Source organism: Streptomyces sp. PA03-5A (genome assembly GCF_033792725.1).
Classification (GTDB): Bacteria; Actinomycetota; Actinomycetes; order Streptomycetales; family Streptomycetaceae; genus Actinacidiphila.
In genome coordinates, this window is the sequence record NZ_JARAVL010000018.1 from 97,983 (window position 1) to 123,999 (window position 26,017).

Here is a 26,017-nt window from a genome sequence, read left to right on the forward strand (position 1 = left end):
TGTCCCGCGGACGAGGAGGTCCGAACCGTGCGAGATGCATCCACGCGGCCCGTCGGCGGCGGCCCGGCGGCGACGCCGCCCGGCGACGCGCCCGTGCCCGTCGTCCTGGCCGGGGCCCGCGGTCACGGCGCCTGGCACCTGGAGAACCTGAGGAGGCTGTCGGCCACCGGTCTGGTGCGGCTCGCCGGGATCTGTGACACCGTCCCGCCGGCACCGGGGGAACCGGCCGGGTTCCCCGCACCCGCCCACGGCACCGACCTGGGCGAACTGACCGCGCGGACCGGCGCCGGGATCGTCATCGTCTGCACCCCCCTCCACACGCACACCGACCTGGCGCTGGCCGCGGCTGCGCAGGGCGCCCACGTGCTGCTGGAGAAGCCGCCCGCACCCTCCTACGCCGCGTACGAACGGCTGGTCGCCGGGGTCGAGGCGAGCGGGCGGGCCTGCCAGATCGGCTTCCAGTCGCTGGGCTCGCACGCCCTGGACGCCGTCCGCGCGCTGGTGGCCGACGGCGCGATAGGCACCGTGCGCGGCATCGGCGCCGCCGGCAACTGGGTGCGCGACGAGCACTACTTCCGCCGGGCCGCCTGGTCGGGGCGGCGCAGGATGGGCGGTACGGACGTGGTCGACGGGGTGCTCACCAACCCCCTCGCCCACGCCGTCGCCACCGCGCTCGCCCTGGACGGCAGCGAACGCGCCGAGGACGTCGGGGCGATCGAGCTGGAGCTCTTCCGGGCCAACGCCATCGAGGCCGACGACACCTCCGCCCTGCGGCTGCGCACCGCGCGGGGCACGGTCGTCACGGTCACCGCCACCCTGTGCGCCGAGCGGAACGCCGAGCCGTACGTCGTCGTCCACGGCGACCGCGGCCGTGTGACGTTCTGGTACAAGCAGGACCGCGTCCTGCTGCAACGCGCCGGGCGCGGCCCGCAGGAGCAGCGGTACGGACGCACGGACCTGCTGGAGAACCTGGTCGCGCACGTGCGGCACGGCGAGGACCTGCTCGTGCCGCCCCGCGCCACCGGCGCCTTCATGAAGGTCGTCGAGGCCGTGCGCACCGCCCCGGACCCGGTGCCGCTCCCCGACGGCGCCTGGCGCACCGAGCCCGGCGAACGGTCCACGCGACGTGTCGTCACCGGGGTCGACGGCATGGTCACCGCCGGCGCGGAGACCCTGGCCCTCTTCTCCGAGCTGGGCGCCCCCTGGGCCGCACCGAACGGGGTGATCCGGCGATGACGACCACCGTGCTGCGCGCCGCCGGACGCACCGTCGGACGGTACGTCCACCGCCCCGAGCTGCCCGGGCGGCTCGCCCCGCGCCCCTACCTGCACCCGCTGACCACCCTGGCAGGGGTGCCCGTCACCGAGTTCATGCCCGGCGACCACCTCCACCACCTCGGGGTGAGCGTCGCCGTCCCCGACGTCGACGGGCGCAACTTCTGGGGCGGGCGCACCTACGTCCGCGACCGGGGCCCGGCCGAGCTGGACGACCACGGTGTCCAGGAGCACCTGGGCCTGCTCCGCGGCGGCCCGGACGGCTTCACCGAGGAGCTGTCCTGGCGCACCGGGGACCGCGAACTGCTCCGCGAGCGACGGACGGTCACGGCCCGCGCGCTCGGCGAGGGCTGCTGGGCGCTCGACGTCACCTTCGCCCTGGCCAACCCCGGCGACCGGGAGCTGACCATCGGCAGCCCCGCCACCAACGGCCGCCCCGGCGCCGGTTACGGCGGCTTCTTCTGGCGGGCGCCCGCCGAGCCGGAGCGGGCGCGGGTGTTCACGGCCGGCGCGGAGGGCGAGGAGGCCGTGCACGGCCGGGCGGCCGACTGGCTGGCCCTCTCGGGCGAGGGCTGGACGCTGGTCTTCGCCGGGGCGACCGCCGGGACCCGCCGCGACCCGTGGTTCGTGCGCACCGCCGAGTACCCCGGCGTGGGCTCCGCCCTCGCCTGGGCGCGGCGGCTGCCCGTCCCCGCGGGCGGCACCGTGACCCGGCGGATCGTCACCGCCGTCGCCGACGGGCGGCTCGGACCCGCGCAGGCCGGCGCGCTGGCCCGCCGCCTCGTCGACGGGAGCGGCTGACGATGCGCCCCTGGACCGCCGACCCCCCGCGACGGCACCTACCGCCGCGGACACCGGCGACGGCCCGCGCCGGACCCCGGGCCACCCCTCACGTCCCCACCACCCGCACGCACCCCGACAGGAGAGTCACCATGAGAGCACCGAAGGGCCGCGGAGCGCGCCTCGCCGCCGCCGTCGCGGCCGTCTCCGCACTGGCGCTGACCGCGTCCGCCTGCGGCACCGACGGCAAGGGCAGCTCGGGCAGCGAGGGCAGCGGCAAGGGCACCGTCACCTTCTGGGACAACAACGGCGGTGTCCGCACCGAGGTGTGGAAGGAGATCATCTCCCGCTTCGAGAAGAAGAACCCGGACGTCGAGGTGAAGTACGTCGGGGTCGCCGCCGCCGACGTGCAGTCCAAGTACGACACCGCCATCGCGGGCGGCAAGGGCCTGCCCGACGTCGGTGGCGTGGGCACCGCGATGCTCGCGAGCCTGGTGGCGCAGGGCGCGCTCGACCCGGTGACCGACCGCATCGACGACAGCCCCCTGAAGGGCAGGTTCGACCCCAACCTGGTCAAGAGCGTGCAGGTGGCGGGTGGCGGCGACGAGCTGTTCTCCGTGCCGACCTCCGCGAACATGGGCGTCCTGTGGTACCGCACCGACCTCTTCGAGGCCGCGGGGGTGCCGGCGCCCACCACCTGGGACGCGTTCTTCACGGCGACGGAGAAGCTGACGGACCGCAAGAGCAACGAGTTCGGCTTCACCTTCCGCGGCGGCGCCGGCTCGATCGCACAGGCCCTGGACATGATGTACGGGCAGTCGGGCATCGACAGCTTCTGGAACGGCGACACGACCACCGTCAACGACCCGAAGAACGTGGCGGCGCTGGAGAAGTACGTCGCGCTGTACAAGAAGACCACGCCCGAGGCCGACCTCAACAACGACTTCACCAAGATGGTCGCCGAGTTCGACAACGGGAAGATCGGCATCCTCCAGCACAACCTGGGCTCCTACCAGAACCACCTGGATGCCCTCGGCCAGGGCAAGTTCGCGGGCGTGGCCATGCCGGTCGACGCGGCGGGGGTGCGCACCACGGTCTCCAACCCGGTGGACGGGCTCGGTCTGTTCAAGAGCTCCGAGAACAAGGAGGCCGCCTGGAAGTTCATCGAGTTCGCCGCCTCCGCGGAGGCGAACAGCCTGTGGAACGAGTCGGCCGGGGCCATCCCGTCCAACACCGAGGCGCAGGACGACGACTGGATCGCCTCCGCCGGGGCGACCAAGATCGCCATCGAGGCGCTCACCGACCCCAAGACGAAGATCGTCCAGCTGCCGTACTACCTGCCGGACTGGAACACCCTCAGCAAGGCCGACAGCGAACCGGAGTTCCAGAAGGTCGTCCTCGGCCGGCTGAGCGCCAAGGACTTCCTCGACGCCTTCGCCGGGAAGCTCAACGCCGCGCAGGCGGACTGGAAGAAGCACACCTCTTGATCCGCGTGCCCGGGTACGGGACGGCCGGCGGCGCCCACGCCGCGCCGTGAGCCGCCGGCCGTCCCCGCTCCCGCTCCCGCTCCCTCTCCCATCCCCACCTCCTCCCAAAGGAGCCGCAATGCGCAGATCTATGTGTCATGCGCGCGTCATTCCTGTCCTGATGGGCTGCACGACGCTCGCCCTCGCCCTCACCGCTCCGGCCGCGGCCCAGGCCGCCGTCCCGCGCGGGGCCGCCCTCGGCCGTGCCGTACTGCCCGCCGGTGACGGCTGGGCCTCGGCCGGCCGGGGCACCAGGGGCGGCTCGGCCGCCGACGCCGCCCACGTCTTCACCGTGCGCAACCGCGCCGAACTGGTCGCCGCCCTCGGCGACGGCGACGGCACCCCCCGGATCGTTCAGGTCAAGGGCGTCATCGACGTCAACACCGCCGACGACGGCACCCCCCTGGGCTGCGCGGACTACGCCACCGACGGGTACACGCTCGACGGCTACCTCGCCGCCTACGACCCCGCGGTGTGGGGCACCGACCGCGAGCCGTCCGGCCCGCTCGAGGACGCCCGCGCCGCCTCGCAGAAGGTCCAGGCGGAACGCGTCCAGGTGCGGGTCGGCTCCCGCACCACCATCGTCGGCCTCGGCCGGGGCGCCACCCTCCGCGGCGGCAACCTCATGGTCCAGGACGCCGACGACGTCATCATCCGCAACCTGTCCTTCGAGAACGCCGCCGACTGCTTCCCCGCCTGGGACCCCACCGACGGCGACACCGGCAACTGGAACTCCGAGTACGACAACCTCAGCGTGGTCGGCTCCACGCACGTGTGGGTGGACCACAACACCTTCTCCGACGGCGACGAGCCCGACACGACCCTGCCCACGTACTTCGGCCGCGTCTTCCAGAAGCACGACGGCCTCTTCGACGTCATCAACGGCTCCGACCTCGTCACCGGGTCCTGGAACGTCTTCCGGGACCACGGCAAGACCTCGCTCATCGGCAACAGCGACAGCGCCGCCGCCACCGACGCGGGCAGGCTGCGCGTCACCCTCCACCACAATCTCTACCGGAACGTCACCGAGCGCGCCCCGCGCGTCCGCTTCGGCCAGGTCGACACCTACAACAACCACTACGTGGCGACCGCGGACTCCGGCTACGCCTACGGCTACAGCCTCGGTGTCGGCGTCCAGTCGCAGCTCGTGGCGGAGGCCAACGCCTTCACCCTGCCTGCGGGCGTCGACCGCGCCACCGTCATCAAGAAGTGGAAGGGCACCGCCCTCACCGAGGACGGCAACCTCGTCAACGGCCGCCCCGTCGACCTGCTCGCCGTCCACAACGCGGGCGTCCCCGCCGAGCAGCTCGGCGACGACGCGGGGTGGACCCCGGCCCTGCGCACCCGGGTCGACCGTGCGGGCGCCGTACCGTACGTCGTCGACCGCCACGCGGGCAGCGGAAGGCTCTGACCGGCCGCCGCCCCGCACCCACCCCACCCGTCGGCCGACCGTCCCCGGCCGGCGGAGGCCCGCGCCCCCGGGCGTCCCGTCAGGCCACGGGACCGCCGCGGTAGGCACGGGGCGAGCTCCCCGTGACCTCCTTGAAGGCCGTGCTGAGCGCGCTCTCGGAGCCGTAGCCGACCGCGCGGGCGATGACGGCGAGGGTCTCGGTGCCCTTGCGCAGGCGCTGCGAGGCGAGTTCGATGCGCCACCGCCTGAGGTAGTCCAGCGGCGGACAGCCCACGGTCCGCTTGAACCGTGCGGCGAGCGTGGACCTCGACACCCCGCTGGTGCGGGCGAGTTCGGCGACCGTCCAGCCGTGCGCCGGCGCACGGTGCAGCGCGGCCAGGGCGGGCGCCACGACGGGGTCGGACAGGCCCGCCGGCCAGCCAGACGCGCCGTGCGACTCCTCTGCGAGGTGCAGACGCAGCACGTGGACCAGCATGACGACGGCCAGGTGCTCCGCCACGAGGGTGGAGGCCACGGGCCGTCGCAGCAGCTCCTGCCCGATCTGCTCCAGTGCCCAGCCCACGGTCTGCGCGTGCGCGGTCCCCGCGGGCACGTGGATGACCGGCGGCAGGGCGTCCAGCAGCAGGGCCCGCGCGCGGTCGCCGAAGGAGAAGCGGCCGCCGACCAGCAGGACGTCGTCCCCCCGGCCGACCCGCGCGAAACCGCCCTCCGCCGCGGCGAACACCGGCTCCGCGGCGACCGGGGCCACGCCGGGAGCGCTGCGCAGCACGAACGGGCGGGCCTGGGTGAGCAGGAAGCAGTCGCCCGCGGCCAGCTCCACCGGCCCGTCCGCCCCCTCGACCTCCAGGAGGCACCCGCCGTGCCGGACCGCGTTGAACTTCACCCCGGACGGCGCCTCGAAGCGCACCGCCCACTCGCCGCCCGCCACGAGGCCCGTCGACAGGTGGGCCCTGGTCTCCAGCAGGGCCAGCACGTCCTCGAGCGGATCCATGACGTACCTCCTGGGTCTGGACGATGGCTGAAGTTTTCCGGAGTTTTCATTATGGAGAATACGCGATGCCGTCCATAGCCTGGTTCGCGTACCAGCCGTTCCCCTCCCGAGAAGGTCACCGTGCTCGACCACCCCCTGCTGCAGACCCCCTTCCCCTCGCACGCCACGGCCTCCGAGGTCGTCAGCGGAGTCGACCTCACCGGCCGGCGCGCCCTCGTCACCGGCGGCGCCTCCGGCATCGGCCTGGAAACGGTCCGGGCCCTGGCCTCGGCCGGCGCGGACGTCACCGTCGCCACGCGCGACCCCGCCGCCGCGGAGCCGGCCCTCCGCGGACTCGCCACCACCGCCCCGGCGGGCTCGGTGGACGTACGGGGCCTCGACCTGGCCGACCTCGCGTCCGTCGCACACTTCGCGGACGCCTGGAGCGGGCCGCTCGACATCCTCGTCGCCAACGCCGGGATCATGGCCCTCCCCACCCGCCAGGTCACCGACCTCGGGTGGGAGCTGCAGCTCGCCACCAACCACCTCGGGCACTTCGCCCTCGCCACGGCGCTCCACCCCGCACTGCGGGCGGCCGGGTCGGCCCGGCTGGTGGTCGTCAGCTCCGGAGCCCACCACAACGCCGCGTTCGACTTCGGCGACCCCCACTTCGAGCGGCGTCCCTACGACCCCTGGACGGCCTACGCGCAGTCCAAGACCGCCGACGTCCTGCTCGCGGTGGGCGCCCGCCGGTGGGCCGCCGACGGCGTCACGGCCAACGCGCTCAACCCCGGATGGATCCTCAGCACCAACCTCCAGCGCCACATCGACGCCGGCACCATGCGGGCGATGGGCGTGACGGACGAGGACGGCGCCGTCATCCCGCAGCCGTACCACAAGACCGCGGAGCAGGGAGCCGCCACCTCGGTGCTGCTCGCGGCGTCGCCGCTGCTCGACGGGGTGACCGGACGCTACTTCGAGGACAACCAGGAGGCGCCGGTCGTGGACGGGGACGAAGGGCGTCCCGGCGGCGTCGCCGCCCACGCCGTGGACCCGATCGCCGCGGACCGGCTCTGGGACCGCGCCCTGTGCGCCCTGCGGGTGTGACCTCCCGGACCTGCCCCCTGTCCGATGTCACACCGGGGAGGCCGCCGTCCGTCGTACGCCCGCAGGCACGACGCGGACGACCCCAGGAGGCACGACATGTCCCGCATCTCCCTCGACCCGCCGCGGACCCCGTTCATCCGGCTCGCCGAGTGGTACGCGCGCCGCAGGTTCGGCAGGGTCCTCGACCCCGGCCGGGCGGTCGGCCACAACCCGAAGGTGCTGATGTCCTACGCCCGCTTCGAGCAGGGCGTGGAGAAGTGGCACGCGCTCGACCCGGGCCTCAAGCACCTCGCCGTCATGGCGTCCGCGGTCCGCATCGGCTGCTCCTGGTGCGTGGACTTCGGCCACTGGAAGGCCGAGGGCCTGAGGCTGCCCATGGAGAAGGTGGGCAAGGTGCCCGTCTGGCGCGACCACCGGGAGGACTTCACCGAGCTCGAGCAGTGGGTGATGGAGTATGCCGAGGCCATGAGCGAGACGGAGCCGTCCGTCACCGACGACCTGGCCCGCCGGCTGCTCGACCGGCTCGGTGAGGCCGCCTTCGTCGAGCTCACGGCCATGGTCGCGGTGGAGAACCTGCGCTCCCGGCTCAACAGCGCCCTCGGGCTGACCAGCCAGGGCTTCTCCGAGCAGTGCGCGGTCCCGCCCCGTACGTCCTGACCGCCCCGCGGCCGGGTCACGCCGCCGCGGCGCCCTCGGGGGTCGCGGCCCGGGCCGTGCGGCCCTCGTGCCAGAGGGCCGCACCGGTCACCAGCGCGCCCACGCCCTCCCACACGCCGACCCCGAGGAAACCGGAGGGCGCCCGCCCGATCACCACGGCCGTGGTGAAGACGGTGAAGGTCAGCAGCCGGAACGGGACCGTCCAGCGGAAGAAGGCGCGCCAGTCGGCGAGGGCCGCCAGGACGTAGTAGACGCCCATGTTGAGCGCCGCCATCGAGGACGCGGTGAGGAAGACCAGGGTGTAGTCGCCGGCTGCGCGGTGGTCCGGACGGTGGAAGCCGAGCAGGGACAGCTGCACGGCCGGCGACACGATCCCGACGATGCCGAGCGCGGCGGCGAGCACACCGAAGACGGCCATGGTCCAGCCGGAAAGGGAGCGGGGGAGACGCACCGGTCCTCCAAGTCCGGGGGCGGCGGCTTCGACGCCCCAACTCCCATGATCCTAGGGGATGTTCAGGTCGACTCCCGCCGTATCAGCTCCGTCGGGAGGATCACCGCGGACGGCTCGTCACCGGCGATGCGGGCGAGCAGCAGCCGCACCATCTCGGCGCTGATCCGGTCCCACGGCTGGCGGATCGTGGTCAGCGGCGGCAGCGTGGCCAGCGCCGCCGGGGAGTCGTCGAAGCCGCCGACCGCGACGTGCTCCGGCACCCGCCGCCCGGCCCGTTCCAGCGCCGCCAGCGCGCCCTGGGCCATCAGGTCGGAGGCGACGAAGACCGCGTCCAGGCCGGGGGAGCGGTCCAGCAGCGCGGTCATCGCGGCCTCCCCGCTGGCCCGGCTGTAGTCGCCCTCGGCGATCAGGGTCTCGTCGGCGGGCAGCCCCGCGGCGGCCAGCTCCTCGCGGTAGCCCGCCAGGCGCTGGACACCGCCGGGGGTGTCCAGCGGCCCCGTGATCATGGCGATCGTGCGCCGCCCGGAGGCCACGAGGTGCCGCACCATCCGGTGCGCGCCGCCCCGCTCGTCGGCCGCCACGTACGCGACCCGGCCGCCCTGCCCCAGCGGCTCACCGCAGGCGACGACCGGGACCCCGGCCTTCTCCAGCCGCTCGGCGACCGGGTTCCCCGAGTGGCTGGACACCAGCAGCACGCCGTCGACGTGCCCGGCGGTGATGTAGCGGGTGATCCGCCGCCGCTCCGACTCGTCGCCGGCGATCATCAGCAGCAGCGGTATGTCGTGCGCGGCCAGCGCCTGGGTGCAGCCGCTGAGCAGCACGTTGAAGTTCGGGTCCTCGAAGAAGCGCTCCTGCGGCTCGGTGAGAAGGAAGCCCACCGAGTCCGAACGCCCGGTGATCAGGCTGCGGGCGTGCCGGTTCACCACGTATCCGGTGCGGCGGATGGCGGCGTTGACCGCCTCCATCGCGGCCGGGCTCACGTTGTGCCCGCCGTTGAGGACGCGCGACACCGTGCCCCGTGACACACCCGCCTCGCGGGCCACGTCGTGGATCGTCGGGGGACGGCGTCGTTCTGTGCGGCTCATACCGTTCTTCCTTCGGGACTCCTCAGGACTTTACGGCCCCGGAGAGCAGGTCCAGGCTCCAGAACCGCTGGATCACCAGGAACAGTGCGATCAGCGGCATTATCGCCAGCATCGCACCGGTGATCACCAGCGTGTAGAGGGCGGGCGCCGAGGCGCCCTGCTGGAGCAGGGTGAACAGGCCCAGCGTCACCGGGAACTTCTCGTCGTCGCCCAGCATGATGAACGGCAGCAGGAAGTTGTTCCAGATCGCCACGAACTGGAAGAGGAAGACCGTCACCAGTCCGGGCAGCATCACCGGCAGCGCGATCGTGCGGAAGATCCGCCACTCGCCCGCCCCGTCCACCCGGGCCGCCTCCACCACCTCGTCCGGCACGGCGGCGGAGGCGTAGATCCGCGCCAGGTAGATGCCGTACGGCGCCAGGACGCTCGGCAGCAGCACCGACAGGTAGCTGTCGGCCAGACCCGCCTTGGCCATCAGCAGGTACTGCGGGATCGCCAGGATGACCGGCGGCATCAGCACCCCGGTCAGCAGGACGTTGAAGATCGCCTCGCGGCCGCGGAAGCGGTACTTCGCCAGTGCGTAGCCGCTCACCGCGGACACCGCGGTGGACAGCAGCGCGCCGAGGCCCGCGTAGAAGAGGGAGTTGAGCATCCACCGCCAGTAGACGCCGTCGCGGTACGCCGTCAGCGCGGAGACGTTGTCGACCAGGCCCGTGCCGGGCAGGAAGGTGAACGTCGCGAACAGCTCGCGGCTGCTCTTCGTCGACGCCACCAGCACCCACGCGACCGGGAGCAGGCAGTAGGCCGCCCCGAGCAGCAGCACGACGGTCGGGACCAGGCCGGTCCCGCGGCGCCGCCGCGGCGCGGAGGCGCGGGCCGCCGTGGTGGCGCCGGGCCGCTGGGCGAGGGGGGTTGCCGTGACGCTCATCAGGAGGCTCCCTGCCGGGTACGGGAGTTGGCCGCCCGCAGGAAGCCGAAGGACAGGACGAGGGTGACGACGGCGATGACCACGGACGTCGCGGCCGCCGAGTGGAGGTCGCCGCGCACGAAGGCGTCCTGGTAGACCTTCATCAGCGGGCTCCAGGCCGTGGAGATCGAGTTCGTCATCCCCTTCAGGGTCATCGGCTCGCCGAAGACCTGGAAGGTGGCGATCATCGAGAAGAAGAAGGTCAGCACGAGCGCCGGCGCCACCGTGGGGATCTTGATCCGCAGCGCGATCTGCAGCTCCGAGCAGCCGTCGATCCGCGCGGCCTCGTAGATCTCGGAGGGCACCGCCCGCAGCGACGTGTAGATCACGATCATGTTGAAGCCCGTGCCGCCCCACACGGCCACGTTCGCCAGCGCGCCGAAGAGCGCGCCGCCGGTCAGCAGGTCCGGCTCCGGCAGGCCCATGGCACCCAGCGCGTAGTGGAGCGGGCTGAGCGAAGGCAGGTAGAGGAAGCCCCACAGCAGCGCCGCGACCACCCCCGGCACGGCGTACGGCAGGAAGATCGCCAGCCGCGAGAAGCCGCGCAGCCGGGTCCGCTGCGCGTCCAGCATCAGGGCGAACAGCAGGGCGAGGCCCAGCATCACCGGCACGACGATCGCGCCGTAGCCGAGGATGCGGGCGGCGCCGTGCAGGAGCTCGGTGTCGGACAGGACGGAGGTGTAGTTGGACAGCCCCGCCCAGGCCTCGCCGCGTGCGCCCCGTCCCAGGCCCAGGCCCTTGACCTCGATCTTGCGGAAGCTCAGGTAGACGGCGTAGCCGATGGGGAGCGCGAAGGTCGCGGCGAACAGGAGGACGGCGGGGACGAGGAATCCGTAGGGGGCGAGGCGTCGGGTGCGCCGGGCAGCGGACGTGGGCGGCATGGGCGGCTCGTTTCGGACGGCTGACGGCTGACGGCTGACGGCTGACGGCTGAGGGCGGACGGACGGGCAGCGGACGGGCGGGCGGGACCGGGGGCGCGTGGTGCCCCCGGTCGGCCTGAGGGGCTGCCGCGCGCTACTCCGCGACCGAGAAGCCCTGCTTCTTCATGTCGGCGACCGTCGTCGACTGCACCGTGCCCAGCGCCGGGCCGAAGCCGGCCTTGTCCTGCGCCGCCTTGCCGAAGGCGTCCTTGAACGCGCTGTAGGCGACGTTCACGTTCGGACCCCACGCCCCCGGGGCGGTGGTCTTCGCGATCTCGGCCGCCTTGGTGTAGAAGTCCGGCTGGTTGGAGAAGAACTCCGGCGCCTGGGCGAGCGCGTCCCCGGTCTGGGCGGCCGTCGCCGCCGGGTAGATGCCGCCGTTCTTCACCAGCGCCGTCACGGCCTCCGGGTCGGTGTTCAGCCAGGTCGCGAACTTCACCGCGGCGTCCTTGTGCTTCGAGTCGTTGCTGATGCCGGTCGTGGAGCCGCCCCAGCTGCCCGTGACGTTCTCACCCGCGTTCCACTGCGGCAGCGGCGCCATGGCCCACTTGCCCTTGGTGTCGGGGGCCGCGGTCGTCAGCACGCCCGGCGCCCACACGGCGCTGACCCAGGCGATCTGGGTCCCGGTGTTGAGCGCCTTGTTCCACGCGGGGGTGTACATCGGCTGGTTGTCGACGACGCCCTCCTTGACCAGGCCGCCCCAGAAGTCGGCGACCTTGGTGGAGGCGGCGTCGTCGACGGCGACGTTCCACTCGTCGCCGGAGGTCGTCCACCACTTCGCGCCCGCCTGCTGCGACAGGCCCGCGAACAGGCCGGGGTCGGTCGCCGAGAAGGTGGTCAGCGACTTCTCGGCGTCCTTCTTCTTCAGGTCGCGGGCCGTCCGCGCGAACTCGTCCCACGTCGTGGGCACGTTCAGGCCGTACTTCGTGAACAGGTCCTGGCGGTAGTAGAACATCAGCGGCCCGGTGTCCTGCGGGATCGCGTACACCGCGTCGGAGCCGAGGGTCACCTGCTGCCACACGCCGTCGGCGAAGTCCTTCTTCACGTCGCCCGCCTGCCCGGATATGTCGGCCAGGACGTCGTTGCTCACCAGCGTGGGGAGGGCCTGGAACTCGGCCTGCACCAGGTCGGGCGCCTTGTGCGCCTTCGAGGCGGTGATGATCTTGGTGACCAGGTCGTCGCCCGACGCCTGCTTCTTCACCGTGACCGTGATGCCGGCCTCCTTGCCGGGACCGGCGTTCCAGATCGCCGCGACCTTGTCCAGGCCGGGGGCCCAGGCCCAGTACGTGAGGCTGACCGGTCCGGACTCCGCCTTGTCTCCGTCTCCGCCGTCGTCCGACGAACCGCAGCCGGCCAGCAGCGTGGTGGAGAGCGCGGCCGCTGCGAATGCGGCGACGAGGCGCTTGTTCATGGGTTCCTCCCCTGACGAGGGTGCGCGGGGGCGCTGTGAGCGTTCACAGTAGAGAAACATCTCCGACACTTGTCAATGCTTGTGGCCGTGCGGTTACCTTGGCCGAGCCGCCCCTCGGGCTGCTGTGCACGTTCCCAGAGTTGACCCAGGAGATCCCATGGCGCGCCTTGCCTACGGCGGCGACTACAACCCCGAGCAATGGCCCGAGGAGGTCTGGCACGAGGACGTCCGGCTGATGCGCGAGGCCGGTGTGACCATGGTCAGCGTCGGCATCTTCGCCTGGTCGAAGCTGGAGCCCGAGCCCGGCCGCTACGACTTCGCCTGGCTCGACCGGCTGCTGGACCTGCTGCACGAGCACGGCATCCGCGCCGACCTCGGCACCCCCACCGTCGTGCCGCCCGCCTGGTTCTACGCCGCCCACCCCGAGGCGCTCCCGGTGAGCCGCGAGGGCATCCGCTACGGCTTCGGCTCGCGCGGCGCCATCTGCCACAGCTCCGCCGCATACCGCCGGGCAGCCGCCCGGATCACCGAGCGGCTGGCCGAGCGCTACGGGAGTCACCCGGCCGTGGCGATGTGGCACGTCCACAACGAGTACGGCGTACCGGTCGGCGCCTGCTACTGCGAGGCGTCCGCCGAGGAGTTCCGGCACTGGCTGCGGGCCCGCTACGAGGGCCTCGACGCCCTCAACGCCGCCTGGGGCACGGCCTTCTGGGGGCAGACCTACGGCGACTGGGCGCACGTCGACGCCCCGCGGCTGACCCCCACCGTCGCCAACCCGGCCCAGCAGCTGGACTACGCCCGCTTCACGGACGAGACCGTCCGCGGCAACTTCACCGCGGAACGCGACATCCTGCACCGGCTGTCACCCGGCATCCCGGTCACCACCAACTTCATGACCGCGCTCAGCCAGTGCGACTCGATGGACTACTGGGCCTGGGGCCGCGAGGTCGACCTCGTCACCAACGACCACTACCTGATCACCGACGGCCGCCGCACCCACGTCAACCTGGCGATGGCCGCCGACCTCACCCGCTCCGTCGCCGGCGGCGCCCCCTGGCTGCTGCTGGAGCACTCCACCAGCGGGGTCAACTGGCAGCGCCGCAACCCCGCCAAGGCCCCCGGCCAGATGGCCCGCAACAGCCTCGCGCACGTGGCCCGCGGCTCGGAGGGCGCCCTGTTCTTCCAGTGGCGGCAGTCCCGCTACGGCGCCGAGAAGTTCCACTCCGCGATGCTGCCGCACGCGGGCACCGACAGCCGCGTCTGGCGCGAGGTGGTCCGGCTGGGCGCCGACGTCGCCGCCCTCGCCGAGGTCGCCGGCACCCGGACCGTCGCGGACGCCGCCGTGCTGTGGGACTGGCAGTCCTGGTGGGCGCAGAAGCTGGAGTGGCGGCCCAGCCAGGACCACGACGCGCGCGAACGCGCCGACAGTTACTACGAGGCCCTCTTCGACCGGCACCTGACCGTCGACTTCACGCGTCCAGAAGCCGACTTGTCGGCCTATCCCCTCGTCGTCGTCCCCGCCCTCTACCTCACCACCGAGGCCGCCGGACGGAACCTGCGCGCCTACGTCGAGGGCGGCGGCACGCTGCTGGTCTCCTACTTCTCCGGCGTCGTCGACGAGCACGACACCGTCCACCCGGGCCCCGCGCCCGGCGCGCTGCGGGACGTGCTCGGGCTGACCGTCGAGGAGTTCGCGCCCCTGCTCGACGGGGAACGGGTCCGGCTCGACGGCCCCGAGGGCCCCGCCCTCACCGGCGACCTGTGGACCGAGGTCGTCGTGCCGCGCGGCGCAGAGCCGGTGTGGACGTACGCCGACGGCCCCGCCGCCGGCCGCCCCGCCGTCACCCGGCACGCCCTGGGCGAGGGCACGGCCTGGTACGTCTCGACCCGGCTCGGCCCCGCGGAGATCGGCGCGGTCCTGGCCGCCGCCGCGGAGGACGCGGGCCTGCCGGACCGGGCCGAACTGCCGCGTGACGTCGAGGTCGTCCGCCGCGCCGGTGAGCAGGGCAGGTACCTCTTCGTGATCAACCACACCGGGTCCGAGGCGAAGGTGCCCCTCGACGCGCCGGGTACGGAACTGCTCACCGGCGAACGGGTCATCGGCCGGCTCAGCGTGCCGCCGGGTGCCGTCCGGGTGTTGCGCGAGGAGTCCTGACCGGGAGGGTCACAGACGGCGGGTCGCCAGCGTGAGGCGGTCGCGCGCGTCGAAGAGGGCGTCCTTGATCAGCTGCTCGTGGGCCGGGGTCAGCCTGGCCACCGGGACCGAGCAGCTGATCGCGTCGCGGGCGGGCGTGCGGTACGGGATGGCGACGCCGAAGCAGCGCAGGCCCAGCGTGTTCTCCTCGCGGTCCACGGCGTAGCCCTGCTCGCGGATCTGGTGCAGCTCCGCGATCAGCTTCTCGCGGTCGGTGTGGGTGTGCTCGGTGAGCGGCTCCAGCGTCTCCGGCAGCAGCTTGCGGACCTGCTCGTCGGTGTACGTGGCGAGCAGCGCCTTGCCGAGCGAGGTGGAGTGGGCCGGCAGCCGGCGGCCGACCCGGGTGAACGGCCGCAGGTAGTGCGAGGACTGGCGGGTCGCCAGGTAGACGACGCTGGTTCCGTCGAGGCGGGCCAGGTGGATGGTCTCGCTGGTGTCGTCCGAGAGCCGGTCCAGGGTCGGGCGGGCCGCGGCGACGACCTCGTCGCCGTCGATGTACGAGGTGCCGACCAGCAGGGCGCGCACGCCGATGCCGTAGCGGGTGCCGGTGGCGTCGGTCTCGATCCAGCCCAGCTCCACGAGCGTGCGCAGCAGCATGTACAGGCTGGACTTGGGGTAGCCCACGGCCTCCTGCACGGCGGCCAGGCTGTGCATGCCGGGTTGCCCCGCGAAGAACTCCAGCAGCTCCACCGTCCGCACCGCGGATTTGACCTGCGCGCCGCCCTCACCTGCAGCCATCTGGAGTGGACCCCCCTTGTTCGGCCGGGACCCGCACAAGTAGGCTCCCGAACAGATTCACAGTTGCGGATGCTGTTCAGTATATCGAACGGAAGGCCTGGAGGTACCCGCGGTGGCCGTACCAGTGTGGAGCGTCGATCCCCGAACCGGGAAGCAGCGGGAGCAGGTCGCCGTGGAAGCCACCGCCGAGGAGGTCGACGCCGCGGTGCGCGCCGCCGCCGCGGCCTTCCCGGCGCTGGCCGACCGCGAGGTGCGCGCCCGGCTGTTGCGCACCGCGGCCGACTTCCTGGAGGAGGCCGGCCCCCGCATCCTGGAGGCCGCCGACGCGGAGACCGCCCTCGGTCCTGCCCGCCTCACCGGCGAACTTGGGCGCACCACCTACCAGCTGAGGGCCTTCGCCGAGATCGTCGAGGAGGGCGCCTTCCTCGACGTCATCATCGACCACGCCGACGCCACGCTCGCCCCGCCCCGGCCCGACCTGCGGCGCTACAAGATCCCGCTCGGCGTCGTGGCCGTGTACTCCGCCAGCAACTTCCCCCTCGCCTTCTCCGTGCCGGGCGGCGACACCGCCAGCGCGCTGGCGGCCGGCTGCCCCGTCGTCGTCAAGGCCCACCCCGACCACCCGGCGACGAGCGAGCTGTGCGCGGACGCGCTGCGCCGTGCCGCCGTCGCCGTCGGCCTGCCCGCCGACGTCGTCTCGGTGCTCCACGGCTTCCAGGCCGGCATCGACCTGATCAAGCACCCGCTGGTTTCCGCCGCGGGGTTCACCGGCTCCGTACGGGGCGGGCGCGCCCTGTTCGACGCCGCCGCGGCACGACCGGTGCCGATCCCGTTCCACGGCGAACTCGGCAGCCTCAACCCCGTGGTGATCACGGAGGCCGCGGCCGAGGAGCGCGCCGAGCAGATCGGCGCGGGACTCGCCGGGTCCGTGACCCTCGGCGTCGGCCAGTTCTGCGTCAAGCCCGGCCTCGTACTGGCCCCGGCGGGCGAAGCCGGCGACCGCCTCCTGAAGTCCCTGGCGGCCGCGGTCGGCGACGTCGCCCCCGGCACCCTGCTCGACGCCCGCATGCGGGACAACTTCATCGCGGGCGTGCGCGAACTGACCACGCTGCCCGAGGTGGAGGCGCCGGTCGAGCCCGGCGACGGCGGCGAGCACCTGGTGCGCGCCGGCTTCGTCTCCGTCCCGGCGGCGCGGCTTGCGGAGGGCGGCGTGCACGACGCGCTGCTGGAGGAGCACTTCGGACCGGTCACGGTCGTCGCGCGCTACGGCGGCGCGGAGGAGGTCGAGGGGGTCCTCGGACGGCTCCCCGGCAACCTCACGGCGACGGCGCACCTGAGCGAGGCCGAGGCGTCCGGCACCGACGCCGACGCCGACGGCTCCGGCGCGGACCTGCTGCGCCGCCTCACCCCGCTGGCGGGGCGCGTCGTGGTGAACGGCTGGCCCACGGGGGTCGCCGTGGCCCCGGCCATGCACCACGGGGGGCCGTACCCGGCCACGACCTCGACGTCCACGTCGGTCGGCGGCACGGCGATCGAGCGGTGGCTGCGGCCCGTCGTCTACCAGGACGCGCCGCAGGGGCTGCTTCCGGCAGAGCTGCGCGACGGCAACCCCCTGGGGTTGCCGCGCCGCTTCAACGGGCGCCGCGAGGCCTGACGGGGTTCCCGTCTGCGGGCGGCTGCGCCGGGCTGCCCGGTGGTTGTGTGCGGGTGCGGGTTGTGTGCGCCTGCGGCGGGCGGTTTCCCCGCCCGCCCTCCCGATTGCCCGGCGCGGTCAGTGCGGGCCTGCGCATCGTGTGCCTGGGTCGGTGCCGCGCCGGCGCACGTCCTCAGCGTTCGCGGTTTGGCCCTACGTCATTCGGCGCCCGGGTCCGCCGCTCGTCGCTTCCGGGCGCACCCCGCCACACCCCCTCCCGTAGTGCGGGCGCACGACGTCCGGTGGGGGCGAGTAAGGCACCTGCGGCAACCCCGGACCGCCCTCGAACCCCGCCCGGCCGTCAGCCGTCCACACGACCGGAGGGGGTGTGGCGGGGTGCCCCCATGGGGGTCCCCCCCGGGCCGAAGGCTGGGGGAGACGAGCGGTGCGTGCGGTGCCGGATGATGTGGGGCAGCGCCGCGAGCGCCGAGCTGGGGGAGGGCGGGCGGGGGAGAAACCCCAACAGCAACAAACGCGGCGCCGCACGCAGAACCCGCACCCGCGGAGGGCTACCGCACAGGCGTGAAGTCGCGCGCTCCGATGAACTCGGGGCGGCGGACCGGCGCCGCGAAGGGGTCGACGGCCGCGTTGTCGACGCTGTTGAAGACGATGAAGACGTTGCTGCGCGGGTACGGCGTGATGTTGTCCCCCGAGCCGTGCATGGCGTTGCAGTCGAACCACACCGCGGACCCGGGCGGCCCGGTGAAGAGCCGGATCCCGTGGCGGCCCGCCAGTTCCGTGAGGGCCGCGTCGGAGGGCGTGCCCGCATCCTGCATCTGGAGGGACTTCTTGTAGTTGTCCTCCGGTGTCGCGCCCGCGCAGCCCAGGAACGTCCGATGCGAGCCCGGCATGATCATCAGGCCGCCGTTGGTGGCGTGGTTCTCGGTCAGCGCGATGGAGACCGAGACCGTGCGCATGCGGGGCAGCCCGTCCTCGGCGTGCCAGGTCTCGAAGTCCGAGTGCCAGTAGAAGCCGGAGGCGCCGAAGCCCGGCTTGACGTTGATCCGGCTCTGGTGGACGTAGACGTCCGAGCCGAGGATCTGCCGGGCGCGGCCGACGACGCGGGGGTCGCGGACCAGTTCGGCGAAGACCGGGCTGATCTTGTGGACCTCGAAGACCGAGCGGATGTCCTGGGACTTCGCCTCGACGATGGACCGCTCGTCCGCGCGCACCGCCGGGTCGGCGCACAGCCGCTCCAGCTCGGCGCGGTAACGGGCCACGTCCTCGGGCCCGATGATCGCGTCCACGGGCAGGAAGCCGTCGCGGTCGAAGTCACGCAGCGCGGACGGCTGGATCGGGCCGGACGTGCCGGGTCCGCCCCAGACGACCGGGTCCTGACGCGGGGTCAGCACCTCGGCCGTGCCACGGGTGGGGTAGAGGTCGGTCGTCGTCACGGTGGTCATCGCTGGTCACGCTCCCTCGGTGAGCAGGGGGTAGACGCCGTTCTCGTCGTGCACCTCGCGCCCGGTGACGGGCGGGTTGAAGACGCAGACGAAGCGCAGGTCGGTCCTGGGGCGCATGGTGTGCCGTTCGTGGCCGTCGAGCAGGTAGAGCGTGCCGGGGGAGATCGCGTGACGCTCGCCGGTCTCGTCGTCGGTCAGCTCGCCCTCGCCCTCGACGCACAGCACCGCCTCGACGTGGTTGGCGTACCACATGGAGGTCTCGGTCCCGGCGTACATCACGGTCTCGTGCAGCGAGAAGCCCACGCGGTCGTCGGCGAGGACGATGCGCTTGCTGCGCCAGGTCCCGGTCTCGGCGGTGACATCGCGGTCGGTGCCCTCGATGTCCTTCAGGGATCGCACGATCACGGTCGGACGGTTCCTTTCGTCAGGCGGTCTCACGGACGGAGCGGGCGAGGGTGCGCAGCCCCTCGTCGAGCTCCTCGGGGGTGATGGTCAGGGCGGGCAGCAGCTTGACGACCTCGCCGCGGGGGCCGGAGGTCTCCAGCAGCAGGCCCAGTTCGAAGGCGCGGGCGCACACCCGCGAGGCCCGGCCGGGATCGGTGAACTCCAGGCCCCACACCAGGCCACGGCCCCGGTACCGGGCGCCGGAGCGCGGATGTTCGGTGCAGATCTCCCGCAGGACGGCCTCGGCCTGCTCACCGCGCCCCAGCGTCTGCTTCTCCATGCTCCCGCCGTCCGCCCAGTAGGTGTCGAGGGCGGCGGTGGCGGTGACGAAGGCGGGGTTGTGGCCGCGGAAGGTGCCGTTGTGCTCGCCCGGCTCCCAGATGTCGAGCTCGGGGCGGAAGAGGGTCAGCGACATCGGCATGCCGTAGCCGCCGATCGACTTGGAGAGGGTGACGATGTCCGACACGATGCCCGCCTCCTCGAAGGAGAAGAACGGGCCGGTGCGGCCGCAGCCCATCTGGATGTCGTCGACGATCAGCAGCATGTCGCGGCGCCCGCACAGGTCGGCCAGGCCGCGCAGCCACTCGGGGCGGGCGACGTTGATGCCGCCCTCGCCCTGGATCGTCTCGACGATCACGGCGGCGGGCTGGTTGAGGCCGGAGCCCTGGTCCTCCAGCAGCCGTTCGAACCACAGGAAGTCCGGGACGCGGCCGTCGAGGTAGTTGTCGAAGGGCATCGGGGTGCCGTGCACCAGGGGGACGCCGGCGCCGGCCCGCTTCATCGAGTTGCCGGTGACGGCGAGCGAGCCCAGCGACATGCCGTGGAAGGCGTTGGTGAAGGACACCACCGACTCCCGGCCCTTGACCTTGCGGGCCAGTTTCAGCGCCGCCTCCACGGCGTTGGTGCCGGTCGGGCCGGGGAACATCACCTTGTGGTCCATGCCGCGGGGGCGCAGCACGACGTCCTGGAAGCGTTCCAGGAAGGCGCGCTTGGCGGTGGTGCTCATGTCGAGGCCGTGCGTGATGCCGTCGCGCTCCAGGTAGTCCAGCAGGGCGCGCTTGAGCACGGGGTTGTTGTGGCCGTAGTTGAGGGCCCCGGCGCCGGAGAAGAAGTCGAGGTAGTCGTGGCCGTCCTCGTCGAAGAGCCGGCTGCCCTGCGCGCGGTCGAAGACGGCGGGCCAGCCGCGGCAGTAGCTGCGGACCTCGGACTCGAGGGTCTCGAAGACGGACAGGGCGGGCGGGGTGAGGGTCACCGTGCATTCCTTCTGTGGGGGAGAGAGGAGTCGTGCGAGGACGGCCGGGTCAGACGAGGGGCCCGATGCGGTACAGGACTTCGGGCTGGTGGCCGTCGGGGAACAGCGCAGCGTCGAAGAGCACCTCGCGTTCGGTGCGGGCTCCGTGGCGGGCGCCGAATGACGTGAACAGGCGGTGCGAGGCCTCGTTGTCCGGGGTGATCGTGGTCTCGACCTCGCGCACACCGGACGCGGCGGCCCGCTGCGCGAGGTCGTCGAGCATGGTGGCGGCGAGCCCCTGACCGCGGTGCGCCTCGTCCACGGCGACCTGCCAGACGACGAGGGCGCGGGGGCGCTCCGGACGGACGTAGCCGGTCACGAAGCCGATCGGTTCGCCGTGCTCCGCTCGCGCCACCACGGAGGTGCCGGCGAAGTCCCGGCACCACAGGAGGTAGCTGTACGGGGAGTTCAGGTCCAGGGTCCGGGAGTCACGGGCAATGCGCCACAGTGCGGCGCCGTCCTCTATTCGCGGGGTGTCGAGCAGCAATTCCCTTGCGGCGGTCATGCGGAAAGAACGTAGCGCGCGGAATTCGGAATTGCATTCCGCGCGGCCCTTGTGGCGGGCTGGTGCTGCTGATATCAGGCGCGTGAAGGCCGTCGGTATGCAATGCTTTGCCCGGATATATCGGGGCGGAAAGGTGAGCTTGTGGGCTCGGTCACATCCTCAAAATCATCACGTCGCGTTGATGAAATCTTGGCGTTTGAAGTCGTGATCCCGGGGCAGGAGTTGAATGCTGAATATCCTTTCGGATTCCCTGGATAATTCCCCGGAATTTCCCTGGGGCAAGCCGCGTGGAATTCCGGGTGCCGACGGCGAGGGGCCGCCCGGGCCGGCGCGAACGGCCCGGGCGGCCCCTCGGGGGTGGGGGTGGGGTCAGGCCCGCCAGGCGGTCTCGGCAGCCGCCACGGCCGGCCCGGGGTCCGCCTCCAGCGCGCCGGCCAGCGCGCGCAGCGTGCGGACGACCACGGCCGGGTCGGCGTCCCGGCCGTAGTGGTTGACCCGGATCATCTCCTTGGCCAGCGCGCCGCCCCCGGTGACCAGCGGAAGCCCCGGATCCAGCGCGAGGGCGCCGGTGACCAGGGCGTCGGCGGCGACGCCGTCCAGGGTCCGCAGCGTCGTCGCGACCGGCGCGGCGTCCTGGTCCCGGTACACGTACGGCTCGACGGCGGCGGCCAGCGCCGCCGCACCGGCCCGGGTCGCCGCGGCGGCGGCGCGGTGCCGGGCGACCACCGCGTCGAGCCCGGCCTCCTCGATCCGCTCCAGGCAGGCCTCCAGCGCCAGCATCTCCAACTGCGCGGGCGCGTGCGGCAGCGCCCTGCGCCCGGCGTCGATCCAGCGCTCCTTCCAGTCCAGCAGGGACAGGTACGAGCGGCGCGGCGCCGCCGGGTTGTCCGCCAGGCGCCGCCACGCGCGCTCGCTCACCGACACCGCCGACACCCCGGCGGGCCCTCCCATGGCTTTCTGGGCGCCGATCACGCACAGGTCCACGCCCCACGCGTCCACCATCAGCGGCTCGGCCGCCACCGAGGCGACCGCGTCGACCATGAACAGGGCGCCGTGCGCCCGGACCACCTCGCCGATCTCCGCCACCGGGTTGGTGTTGCCGGTGGCCGCCTCCGCGTGCACCAGCGACACGAAGTCGACCTCCGGGTGCTCGGACAGCGCCCGCGCGACGTCCCGCGCGCTCACGGCGGCGTGGAAGGGCACCTCCAGGTCGACCACGGTGGCGCCCGCGTCCCGCAGCCAGTTGCCGAAGGTCTGGCCGTACGGTCCGGTCACCACGTTCAGCGCCGTCGAGCCCGGCCGCGCCCCGCCGCGGATGCAGCCCTCCAGCGGCAGCAGGGCCTCGCCCTGCGTGATCACGACGTCCTGCCCGGTGTGCAGGAGCGCGGCGACCCTCCGCTCGATCGCGGCGAAGCGCGCGGCGGTCAGCGGGGGCAGGTCGAGGAGGGGGTGGGACACGGCAGCGCTGCTTCCTTCGTCGGGGGGTGTACGGCCCGAGGGTATCCGGCGGCTCGTAGAGTGCAGACATGGCTGATCGCGAGGGGACGCACGCACTGCACGTCAAGGGCCGCATCCTGGCCGGGCCGCAGGACGTACGGGACGAGTTGTGGGTGGTCGGCGGGCGCGTCACCTACGAGCGCCCCGGCGGCCTCCGCGACCTCACCACCGTGCAGGGCTGGGTCCTGCCCGGCCTGGTCGACGCCCACTGCCACGTCGGCCTCGACCAGCACGGCCCGGTCGACCCGGGCACCTCCGAGAAGCAGGCGCTCACCGACCGCGACACGGGCACCCTGCTGCTCCGCGACGCCGGTTCGCCCTCCGACACGCGCTGGATCGACGACCGCGAGGACCTGCCGCGGATCATCCGGGCCGGCCGGCACATCGCCCGCACCCGCCGCTACATCCGCAACTACGCGTGGGAGATCGAGCCCGAGGACCTGGTCTCCTACGTCCGCGGGGAGGCCCGGCGCGGCGACGGCTGGGTCAAGCTGGTCGGCGACTGGATCGACCGGGACACCGGCGACCTGTCCGCCTGCTGGCCGCGCGGCGCCGTCGAGGCCGCCATCGCCGCCGCCCACGAGGAGGGCGCCCGCGTCACCGCCCACTGCTTCGCCGAGGACTCCCTGCGGGACCTGGTCGAGGCGGGGATCGACTGCGTCGAGCACGCCACCGGGCTCACGCAGGACACCATCCCGCTCTTCGCCGAGCACCAGGTGGCCATCGTCCCCACCCTGGTCAACATCGCGACCTTCCCCGGTCTCGCGGACGGCGGCCAGGCCAAGTTCCCGCGCTGGGCCGACCACATGCGCCGGCTGCACGAGCGCCGCTACGACACCGTCCGCGCCGCCCACGACGCGGGCATCCGGATCTTCGCCGGCACCGACGCCGGCGGCTCCCTGGCCCACGGGCTCGTCGCCGACGAGGTCGCGGAGCTCGTCACCGCCGGTCTGCCCGCCCTCGACGCGCTCTCGGCCGCCACCTGGTCCGCCCGCGAGTGGCTCGGCCGCGACGGCCTCACCGAGGGCGCCTCCGCCGACCTGGTCGTCTACCCGGACGACCCGCGCGCCGACGTCCGCGTCCTGGCCGCGCCCCGGCGCATCGTGCTGCGCGGTCGCGTGGTGGGGTGACCCGGCGGGCGCGGCGGCGCCACGGAAGCGGAGCGTGGCCACCGATGCGCCCGGAATGATCCCGGAGCACCGATTCGGGTGATCCTGTACGGGAAAAGTCGATCCGTCCTCTTCTGTCGTGCTGCGATCGGTCGTACCGGCCGACACCGCAACGGGACGGGGAGCACGATGACCAGGCAGGGACCGCAGAAGTACCCGGGGGCCTCGCGCAGGTACTGGTACCAGGACGACTACGGCGGCGACGCGATGGAGGTCAACGCCGTCGTGCTGCACACCACCGAGGGCCGCAGCGTGCCGACGTACGGGGGCGGCGGCAGCGCGCCCAACCTGACGGCGAAACCGGACTTCGAGGACGAGAAGCTGGTCTGGTACCAGCACTTCGACATCGACATCTCCTCGCGCGCCCTGGTCAACCGGCCCGGCGGGGTGGAGACCAACACCCTCAACGTGTGCCAGGTGGAGCTGGTGGGCACCTGCGATCCCGAGCGGCACGAGGACTGGGGCGCCGCCAACCGGCACGTCTACTGGCCCAAGGCGCCGCAGTGGGCGCTGCGCGAACTCGCCGAGTTCCTCGCCTGGATGCACACCCACCACGGTGTGCCGCTGAAGGGGCCGAAGCTCTGGCTGCCCTACCCCCGCTCGTACGGGAACGCGGGCGGCCAGCGGATGACCGGACGGGAGTGGAACGTCTTCCGCGGCGTCTGCGGCCACCAGCACGTGCCGGAGAACTGCGTGCACCCGGACACCCCCGTGCTCCGCGCCGACCTGAGCTGGGCCCGGGCGGCCGAACTGGCCGTCGGTGACGAGGTCGCGTGCTTCGACGAGGAGGAGGCGCAGGGCGCTGCGGACACCGCGGACACCGCGGGCGGGCAGGGGCGACGCCGGCTCCGCCGCGGGGTGGTGACCCGTAACGACCCGGCGCGCAAGGACGCGTTCCGGGTGACCACGGCGCGGGGCGAGGTCGTCGCGACGGCCGACCATCCGTGGCTGGTGCGGCTGCCGCACGGCGACGCATGGGTGACCAGCCGTGAACTCACCCCGTTCAAGCACCGGATCGTCGCGGTCGCCGACCGGCAGGGCACCCCCGCGGGGGCGTGGGAGGGCGCCGCCGTCGCCGGGGTCACCGCCGAGGCGGAGGTGCTCGCGGTCGAGCACCTGGGGGAGCAGCCGATCGCCTCGCTGTCGACCTCGACGCGCACCTATGTGGCCGGCGGCCTGCTGTGCCACAACTCCCACGGGGACCCCGGCGCGGTGGACTTCGCCAAGGTGCTCGAATACGCGCGATCGCAGGTGTGACGCGCGGGAACGCATGTGCCGCAGGTTTCGAATACGGAGGCGAAAACCACCCTTTGGAGTGAACCGGGCCCAGGCGGGCGCCGGTTCACTCTCCGTACGTAAATCATTACGGGGTCGAGGTCGCCCGGCGAGCGCGCTGTCCCCTTCAGCGGCGCCGTGGCGACTCCATGACCACTTGGGGGTTTTCCACTTTGTCCAGCTCTCCCTTCAGCATGCCCGCGCGCCGTCCCGCCGCCGCGCTGGGGGCCGCCGTCGCGCTGGCGGCGGGTGCCCTCGCCCTCGGGCCGGCGACCCCGGCCGCCGCGACCGGGGGGACCCACGGCTCCTCCGGCAAGGCCGGTGCGGTCGTCCTGCGGACCGGCCTGGAGGTCTCACTGCTCCGCAAGTCCGTGGACGTCCCGCTGAACCTGACGCTCAACGAGGTCCACGCACCGGCGAGCGCCGACGAGACCGCGCTCACCGCCACCCTCGACGGGGTCGACCACGGCAGGCCGTTCAGCGTCCTGCGCGCCGACGTCGCCACCGCCAGGGCCACCGCCGACCGCCACAAGACGGAGGGCTACGCCAACCTCGTCAAGGCGCGCGTCAGCCTGCCCGGACTGCCGTTGCTCGGGCTCATCAAGGCCGACGCGATCTCCGCCCGCGCCACGTGCGTGGCCGGCCGCAAGCCGGTCGCCGACGTCGAGCTGCCCGGCCACGTCGTCGTCCTCGGCAAGCGCGTCAAGGTGTCGGCCGGCGGCGCGACCCTGGTGAAGGTGCCCGGCGTGGGCGAGGTCCGCCTCGACCTCGCCAAGAGGACCGTCACCTCGCGCAGCGCCGCCGCCACCGCCCTGGAACTGTCGGTGGAGGTCAACCCGCTCAAGCTCGGCGTCGCCGAGGTGAACGGCACCGTCACCCTCGCCGGGGCCACCTGTGAGACGCCCCGCCGCGGCGGGCACGGCGGCGGCGGGCACCACGGCGGCGGCAACGGCGACGGGGACAACGGGGGCGACGACTCCGGCAGCGGCGAGGAGCCGCAGACCGGCGGCGAGTCCGAGCAGCCCTCGCAGTCCGCGGAGCCCTCGGCGTCGGCCGGGCCGTCGGAGTCCGCGCGCGCCGACCAGTCCCCGCAAGCCGCGCCCGCGGCCGCCGGCGACCTCGCCGAGACCGGCAGCAGCTCCATGACCCCGTACCTCGCGGGCGGTTCGGTGCTGCTGTTCGCCGCCGGATTCCTCGTGATCCGCAAGACCCGCCGCAGGCCGGCGGCCGAGAGCGCCCGGGACTGACG

At 73.0% G+C, this 26,017-nt stretch carries 23 protein-coding genes; 11 read left to right on the plus strand and 12 right to left on the minus strand.

What is annotated here, in order from left to right:
• The first annotated feature begins 27 nt into the window (after positions 1–27).
• The 4 genes from PV410_RS23085 (at position 28) to PV410_RS23100 (ending at position 4,991) form a co-directional block, all read left to right on the plus strand.
• Positions 28–1,236 (plus strand): Gfo/Idh/MocA family protein, encoded by a 1,209-nt coding sequence (locus tag PV410_RS23085; RefSeq protein WP_500327292.1) that lies wholly within the window; start codon positions 28–30, stop codon positions 1,234–1,236.
• Positions 1,233–2,075: a DUF6807 domain-containing protein gene (locus PV410_RS23090; RefSeq protein ID WP_500327293.1), complete on the plus strand. Its 843-nt coding sequence runs from the start codon at positions 1,233–1,235 to the stop codon at positions 2,073–2,075. Before PV410_RS23085 ends, PV410_RS23090 begins: the two co-directional genes overlap by 4 nt.
• Before the next feature lie 131 nt (positions 2,076–2,206).
• Positions 2,207–3,541: an ABC transporter substrate-binding protein gene (locus PV410_RS23095; RefSeq protein ID WP_500327295.1), complete on the plus strand. Its 1,335-nt coding sequence runs from the start codon at positions 2,207–2,209 to the stop codon at positions 3,539–3,541.
• A gap of 118 nt (positions 3,542–3,659) precedes the next feature.
• Positions 3,660–4,991: a pectate lyase family protein gene (locus PV410_RS23100; protein WP_500327296.1), complete on the plus strand. Its 1,332-nt coding sequence runs from the start codon at positions 3,660–3,662 to the stop codon at positions 4,989–4,991.
• A gap of 79 nt (positions 4,992–5,070) precedes the next feature.
• Here PV410_RS23100 and PV410_RS23105 read toward each other — a convergent pair whose 3' ends face one another.
• Positions 5,071–5,982 (minus strand): AraC family transcriptional regulator, encoded by a 912-nt coding sequence (locus PV410_RS23105; RefSeq protein WP_500327298.1) that lies wholly within the window; start codon positions 5,980–5,982, stop codon positions 5,071–5,073.
• A 120-nt stretch (positions 5,983–6,102) separates the two neighbouring features.
• On the opposite strand from PV410_RS23105, the gene PV410_RS23110 reads away from it, so the two are divergent.
• The gene (locus PV410_RS23110; RefSeq protein ID WP_500327299.1) at positions 6,103–7,068 is read left to right on the plus strand and encodes an SDR family NAD(P)-dependent oxidoreductase; all 966 of its coding nucleotides are present in this window, start codon (positions 6,103–6,105) and stop codon (positions 7,066–7,068) included.
• A gap of 96 nt (positions 7,069–7,164) precedes the next feature.
• Positions 7,165–7,725 carry a carboxymuconolactone decarboxylase family protein gene (locus tag PV410_RS23115; RefSeq protein WP_500327301.1) on the plus strand — a complete coding sequence of 187 codons (561 nt, stop codon included), beginning with the start codon at positions 7,165–7,167 and terminating at the stop codon, positions 7,723–7,725.
• A gap of 16 nt (positions 7,726–7,741) precedes the next feature.
• On the opposite strand, the gene PV410_RS23120 is transcribed toward PV410_RS23115, so the two are convergent.
• From PV410_RS23120 to PV410_RS23140, 5 genes are all read right to left on the minus strand, one after another.
• Positions 7,742–8,143: a hypothetical protein gene (locus tag PV410_RS23120; protein WP_500327423.1), complete on the minus strand. Its 402-nt coding sequence runs from the start codon at positions 8,141–8,143 to the stop codon at positions 7,742–7,744.
• A 95-nt stretch (positions 8,144–8,238) separates the two neighbouring features.
• The gene (locus tag PV410_RS23125; protein WP_500327302.1) at positions 8,239–9,261 is read right to left on the minus strand and encodes a LacI family DNA-binding transcriptional regulator; all 1,023 of its coding nucleotides are present in this window, start codon (positions 9,259–9,261) and stop codon (positions 8,239–8,241) included.
• A 22-nt stretch (positions 9,262–9,283) separates the two neighbouring features.
• Positions 9,284–10,189 (minus strand): carbohydrate ABC transporter permease, encoded by a 906-nt coding sequence (locus PV410_RS23130; RefSeq protein ID WP_500327304.1) that lies wholly within the window; start codon positions 10,187–10,189, stop codon positions 9,284–9,286.
• Positions 10,189–11,109, minus strand: coding sequence for a carbohydrate ABC transporter permease (locus tag PV410_RS23135; protein WP_500327306.1), 921 nt, complete (start codon positions 11,107–11,109; stop codon positions 10,189–10,191). The genes PV410_RS23130 and PV410_RS23135 overlap by 1 nt, the downstream gene beginning before the upstream one ends.
• A 133-nt stretch (positions 11,110–11,242) precedes the next feature.
• Positions 11,243–12,559: an ABC transporter substrate-binding protein gene (locus tag PV410_RS23140; protein ID WP_500327307.1), complete on the minus strand. Its 1,317-nt coding sequence runs from the start codon at positions 12,557–12,559 to the stop codon at positions 11,243–11,245.
• Between the two features lie 157 nt (positions 12,560–12,716).
• Between PV410_RS23140 and PV410_RS23145 the strand changes: the two genes are divergently transcribed.
• Positions 12,717–14,714, plus strand: coding sequence for a beta-galactosidase (locus PV410_RS23145; RefSeq protein ID WP_500327308.1), 1,998 nt, complete (start codon positions 12,717–12,719; stop codon positions 14,712–14,714).
• A gap of 9 nt (positions 14,715–14,723) precedes the next feature.
• Here PV410_RS23145 and PV410_RS23150 read toward each other — a convergent pair whose 3' ends face one another.
• Positions 14,724–15,491: an IclR family transcriptional regulator gene (locus PV410_RS23150; RefSeq protein ID WP_361795955.1), complete on the minus strand. Its 768-nt coding sequence runs from the start codon at positions 15,489–15,491 to the stop codon at positions 14,724–14,726.
• Positions 15,492–15,603: 112 nt separating this feature from the next.
• On the opposite strand from PV410_RS23150, the gene PV410_RS23155 reads away from it, so the two are divergent.
• A complete protein-coding gene (locus tag PV410_RS23155) occupies positions 15,604–17,145 on the plus strand; it encodes an aldehyde dehydrogenase (NADP(+)) (protein ID WP_500327310.1) in 1,542 nt (513 codons plus the stop codon).
• Positions 17,146–17,693: 548 nt separating this feature from the next.
• Here the strand turns inward: PV410_RS23155 and thpD are convergent.
• From thpD to PV410_RS23180, 5 genes are all read right to left on the minus strand, one after another.
• Positions 17,694–18,587, minus strand: a complete 894-nt coding sequence (gene thpD / locus PV410_RS23160; RefSeq protein ID WP_500327311.1) for an ectoine hydroxylase — start codon at positions 18,585–18,587, stop codon at positions 17,694–17,696.
• A gap of 6 nt (positions 18,588–18,593) precedes the next feature.
• Positions 18,594–18,992 (minus strand): ectoine synthase, encoded by a 399-nt coding sequence (locus tag PV410_RS23165; RefSeq protein ID WP_499511170.1) that lies wholly within the window; start codon positions 18,990–18,992, stop codon positions 18,594–18,596.
• Between the two features lie 19 nt (positions 18,993–19,011).
• Positions 19,012–20,283: a diaminobutyrate--2-oxoglutarate transaminase gene (gene ectB / locus PV410_RS23170; RefSeq protein WP_500327313.1), complete on the minus strand. Its 1,272-nt coding sequence runs from the start codon at positions 20,281–20,283 to the stop codon at positions 19,012–19,014.
• Between the two features lie 49 nt (positions 20,284–20,332).
• Positions 20,333–20,827 carry a diaminobutyrate acetyltransferase gene (gene ectA / locus PV410_RS23175; RefSeq protein ID WP_500327314.1) on the minus strand — a complete coding sequence of 165 codons (495 nt, stop codon included), beginning with the start codon at positions 20,825–20,827 and terminating at the stop codon, positions 20,333–20,335.
• A 369-nt stretch (positions 20,828–21,196) separates the two neighbouring features.
• Positions 21,197–22,285 (minus strand): pyridoxal-phosphate-dependent aminotransferase family protein, encoded by a 1,089-nt coding sequence (locus PV410_RS23180; protein WP_500327315.1) that lies wholly within the window; start codon positions 22,283–22,285, stop codon positions 21,197–21,199.
• Positions 22,286–22,353: 68 nt separating this feature from the next.
• On the opposite strand from PV410_RS23180, the gene PV410_RS23185 reads away from it, so the two are divergent.
• The 3 genes from PV410_RS23185 (at position 22,354) to PV410_RS23195 (ending at position 26,015) form a co-directional block, all read left to right on the plus strand.
• Positions 22,354–23,454: an amidohydrolase family protein gene (locus tag PV410_RS23185; RefSeq protein WP_500327317.1), complete on the plus strand. Its 1,101-nt coding sequence runs from the start codon at positions 22,354–22,356 to the stop codon at positions 23,452–23,454.
• Between the two features lie 168 nt (positions 23,455–23,622).
• Positions 23,623–24,750, plus strand: a complete 1,128-nt coding sequence (locus PV410_RS23190) for a Hint domain-containing protein (protein WP_500327319.1) — start codon at positions 23,623–23,625, stop codon at positions 24,748–24,750.
• Positions 24,751–24,962: 212 nt separating this feature from the next.
• Positions 24,963–26,015, plus strand: coding sequence for an SCO1860 family LAETG-anchored protein (locus PV410_RS23195; RefSeq protein ID WP_500327425.1), 1,053 nt, complete (start codon positions 24,963–24,965; stop codon positions 26,013–26,015).
• The last annotated feature ends 2 nt before the right edge of the window (positions 26,016–26,017 follow it).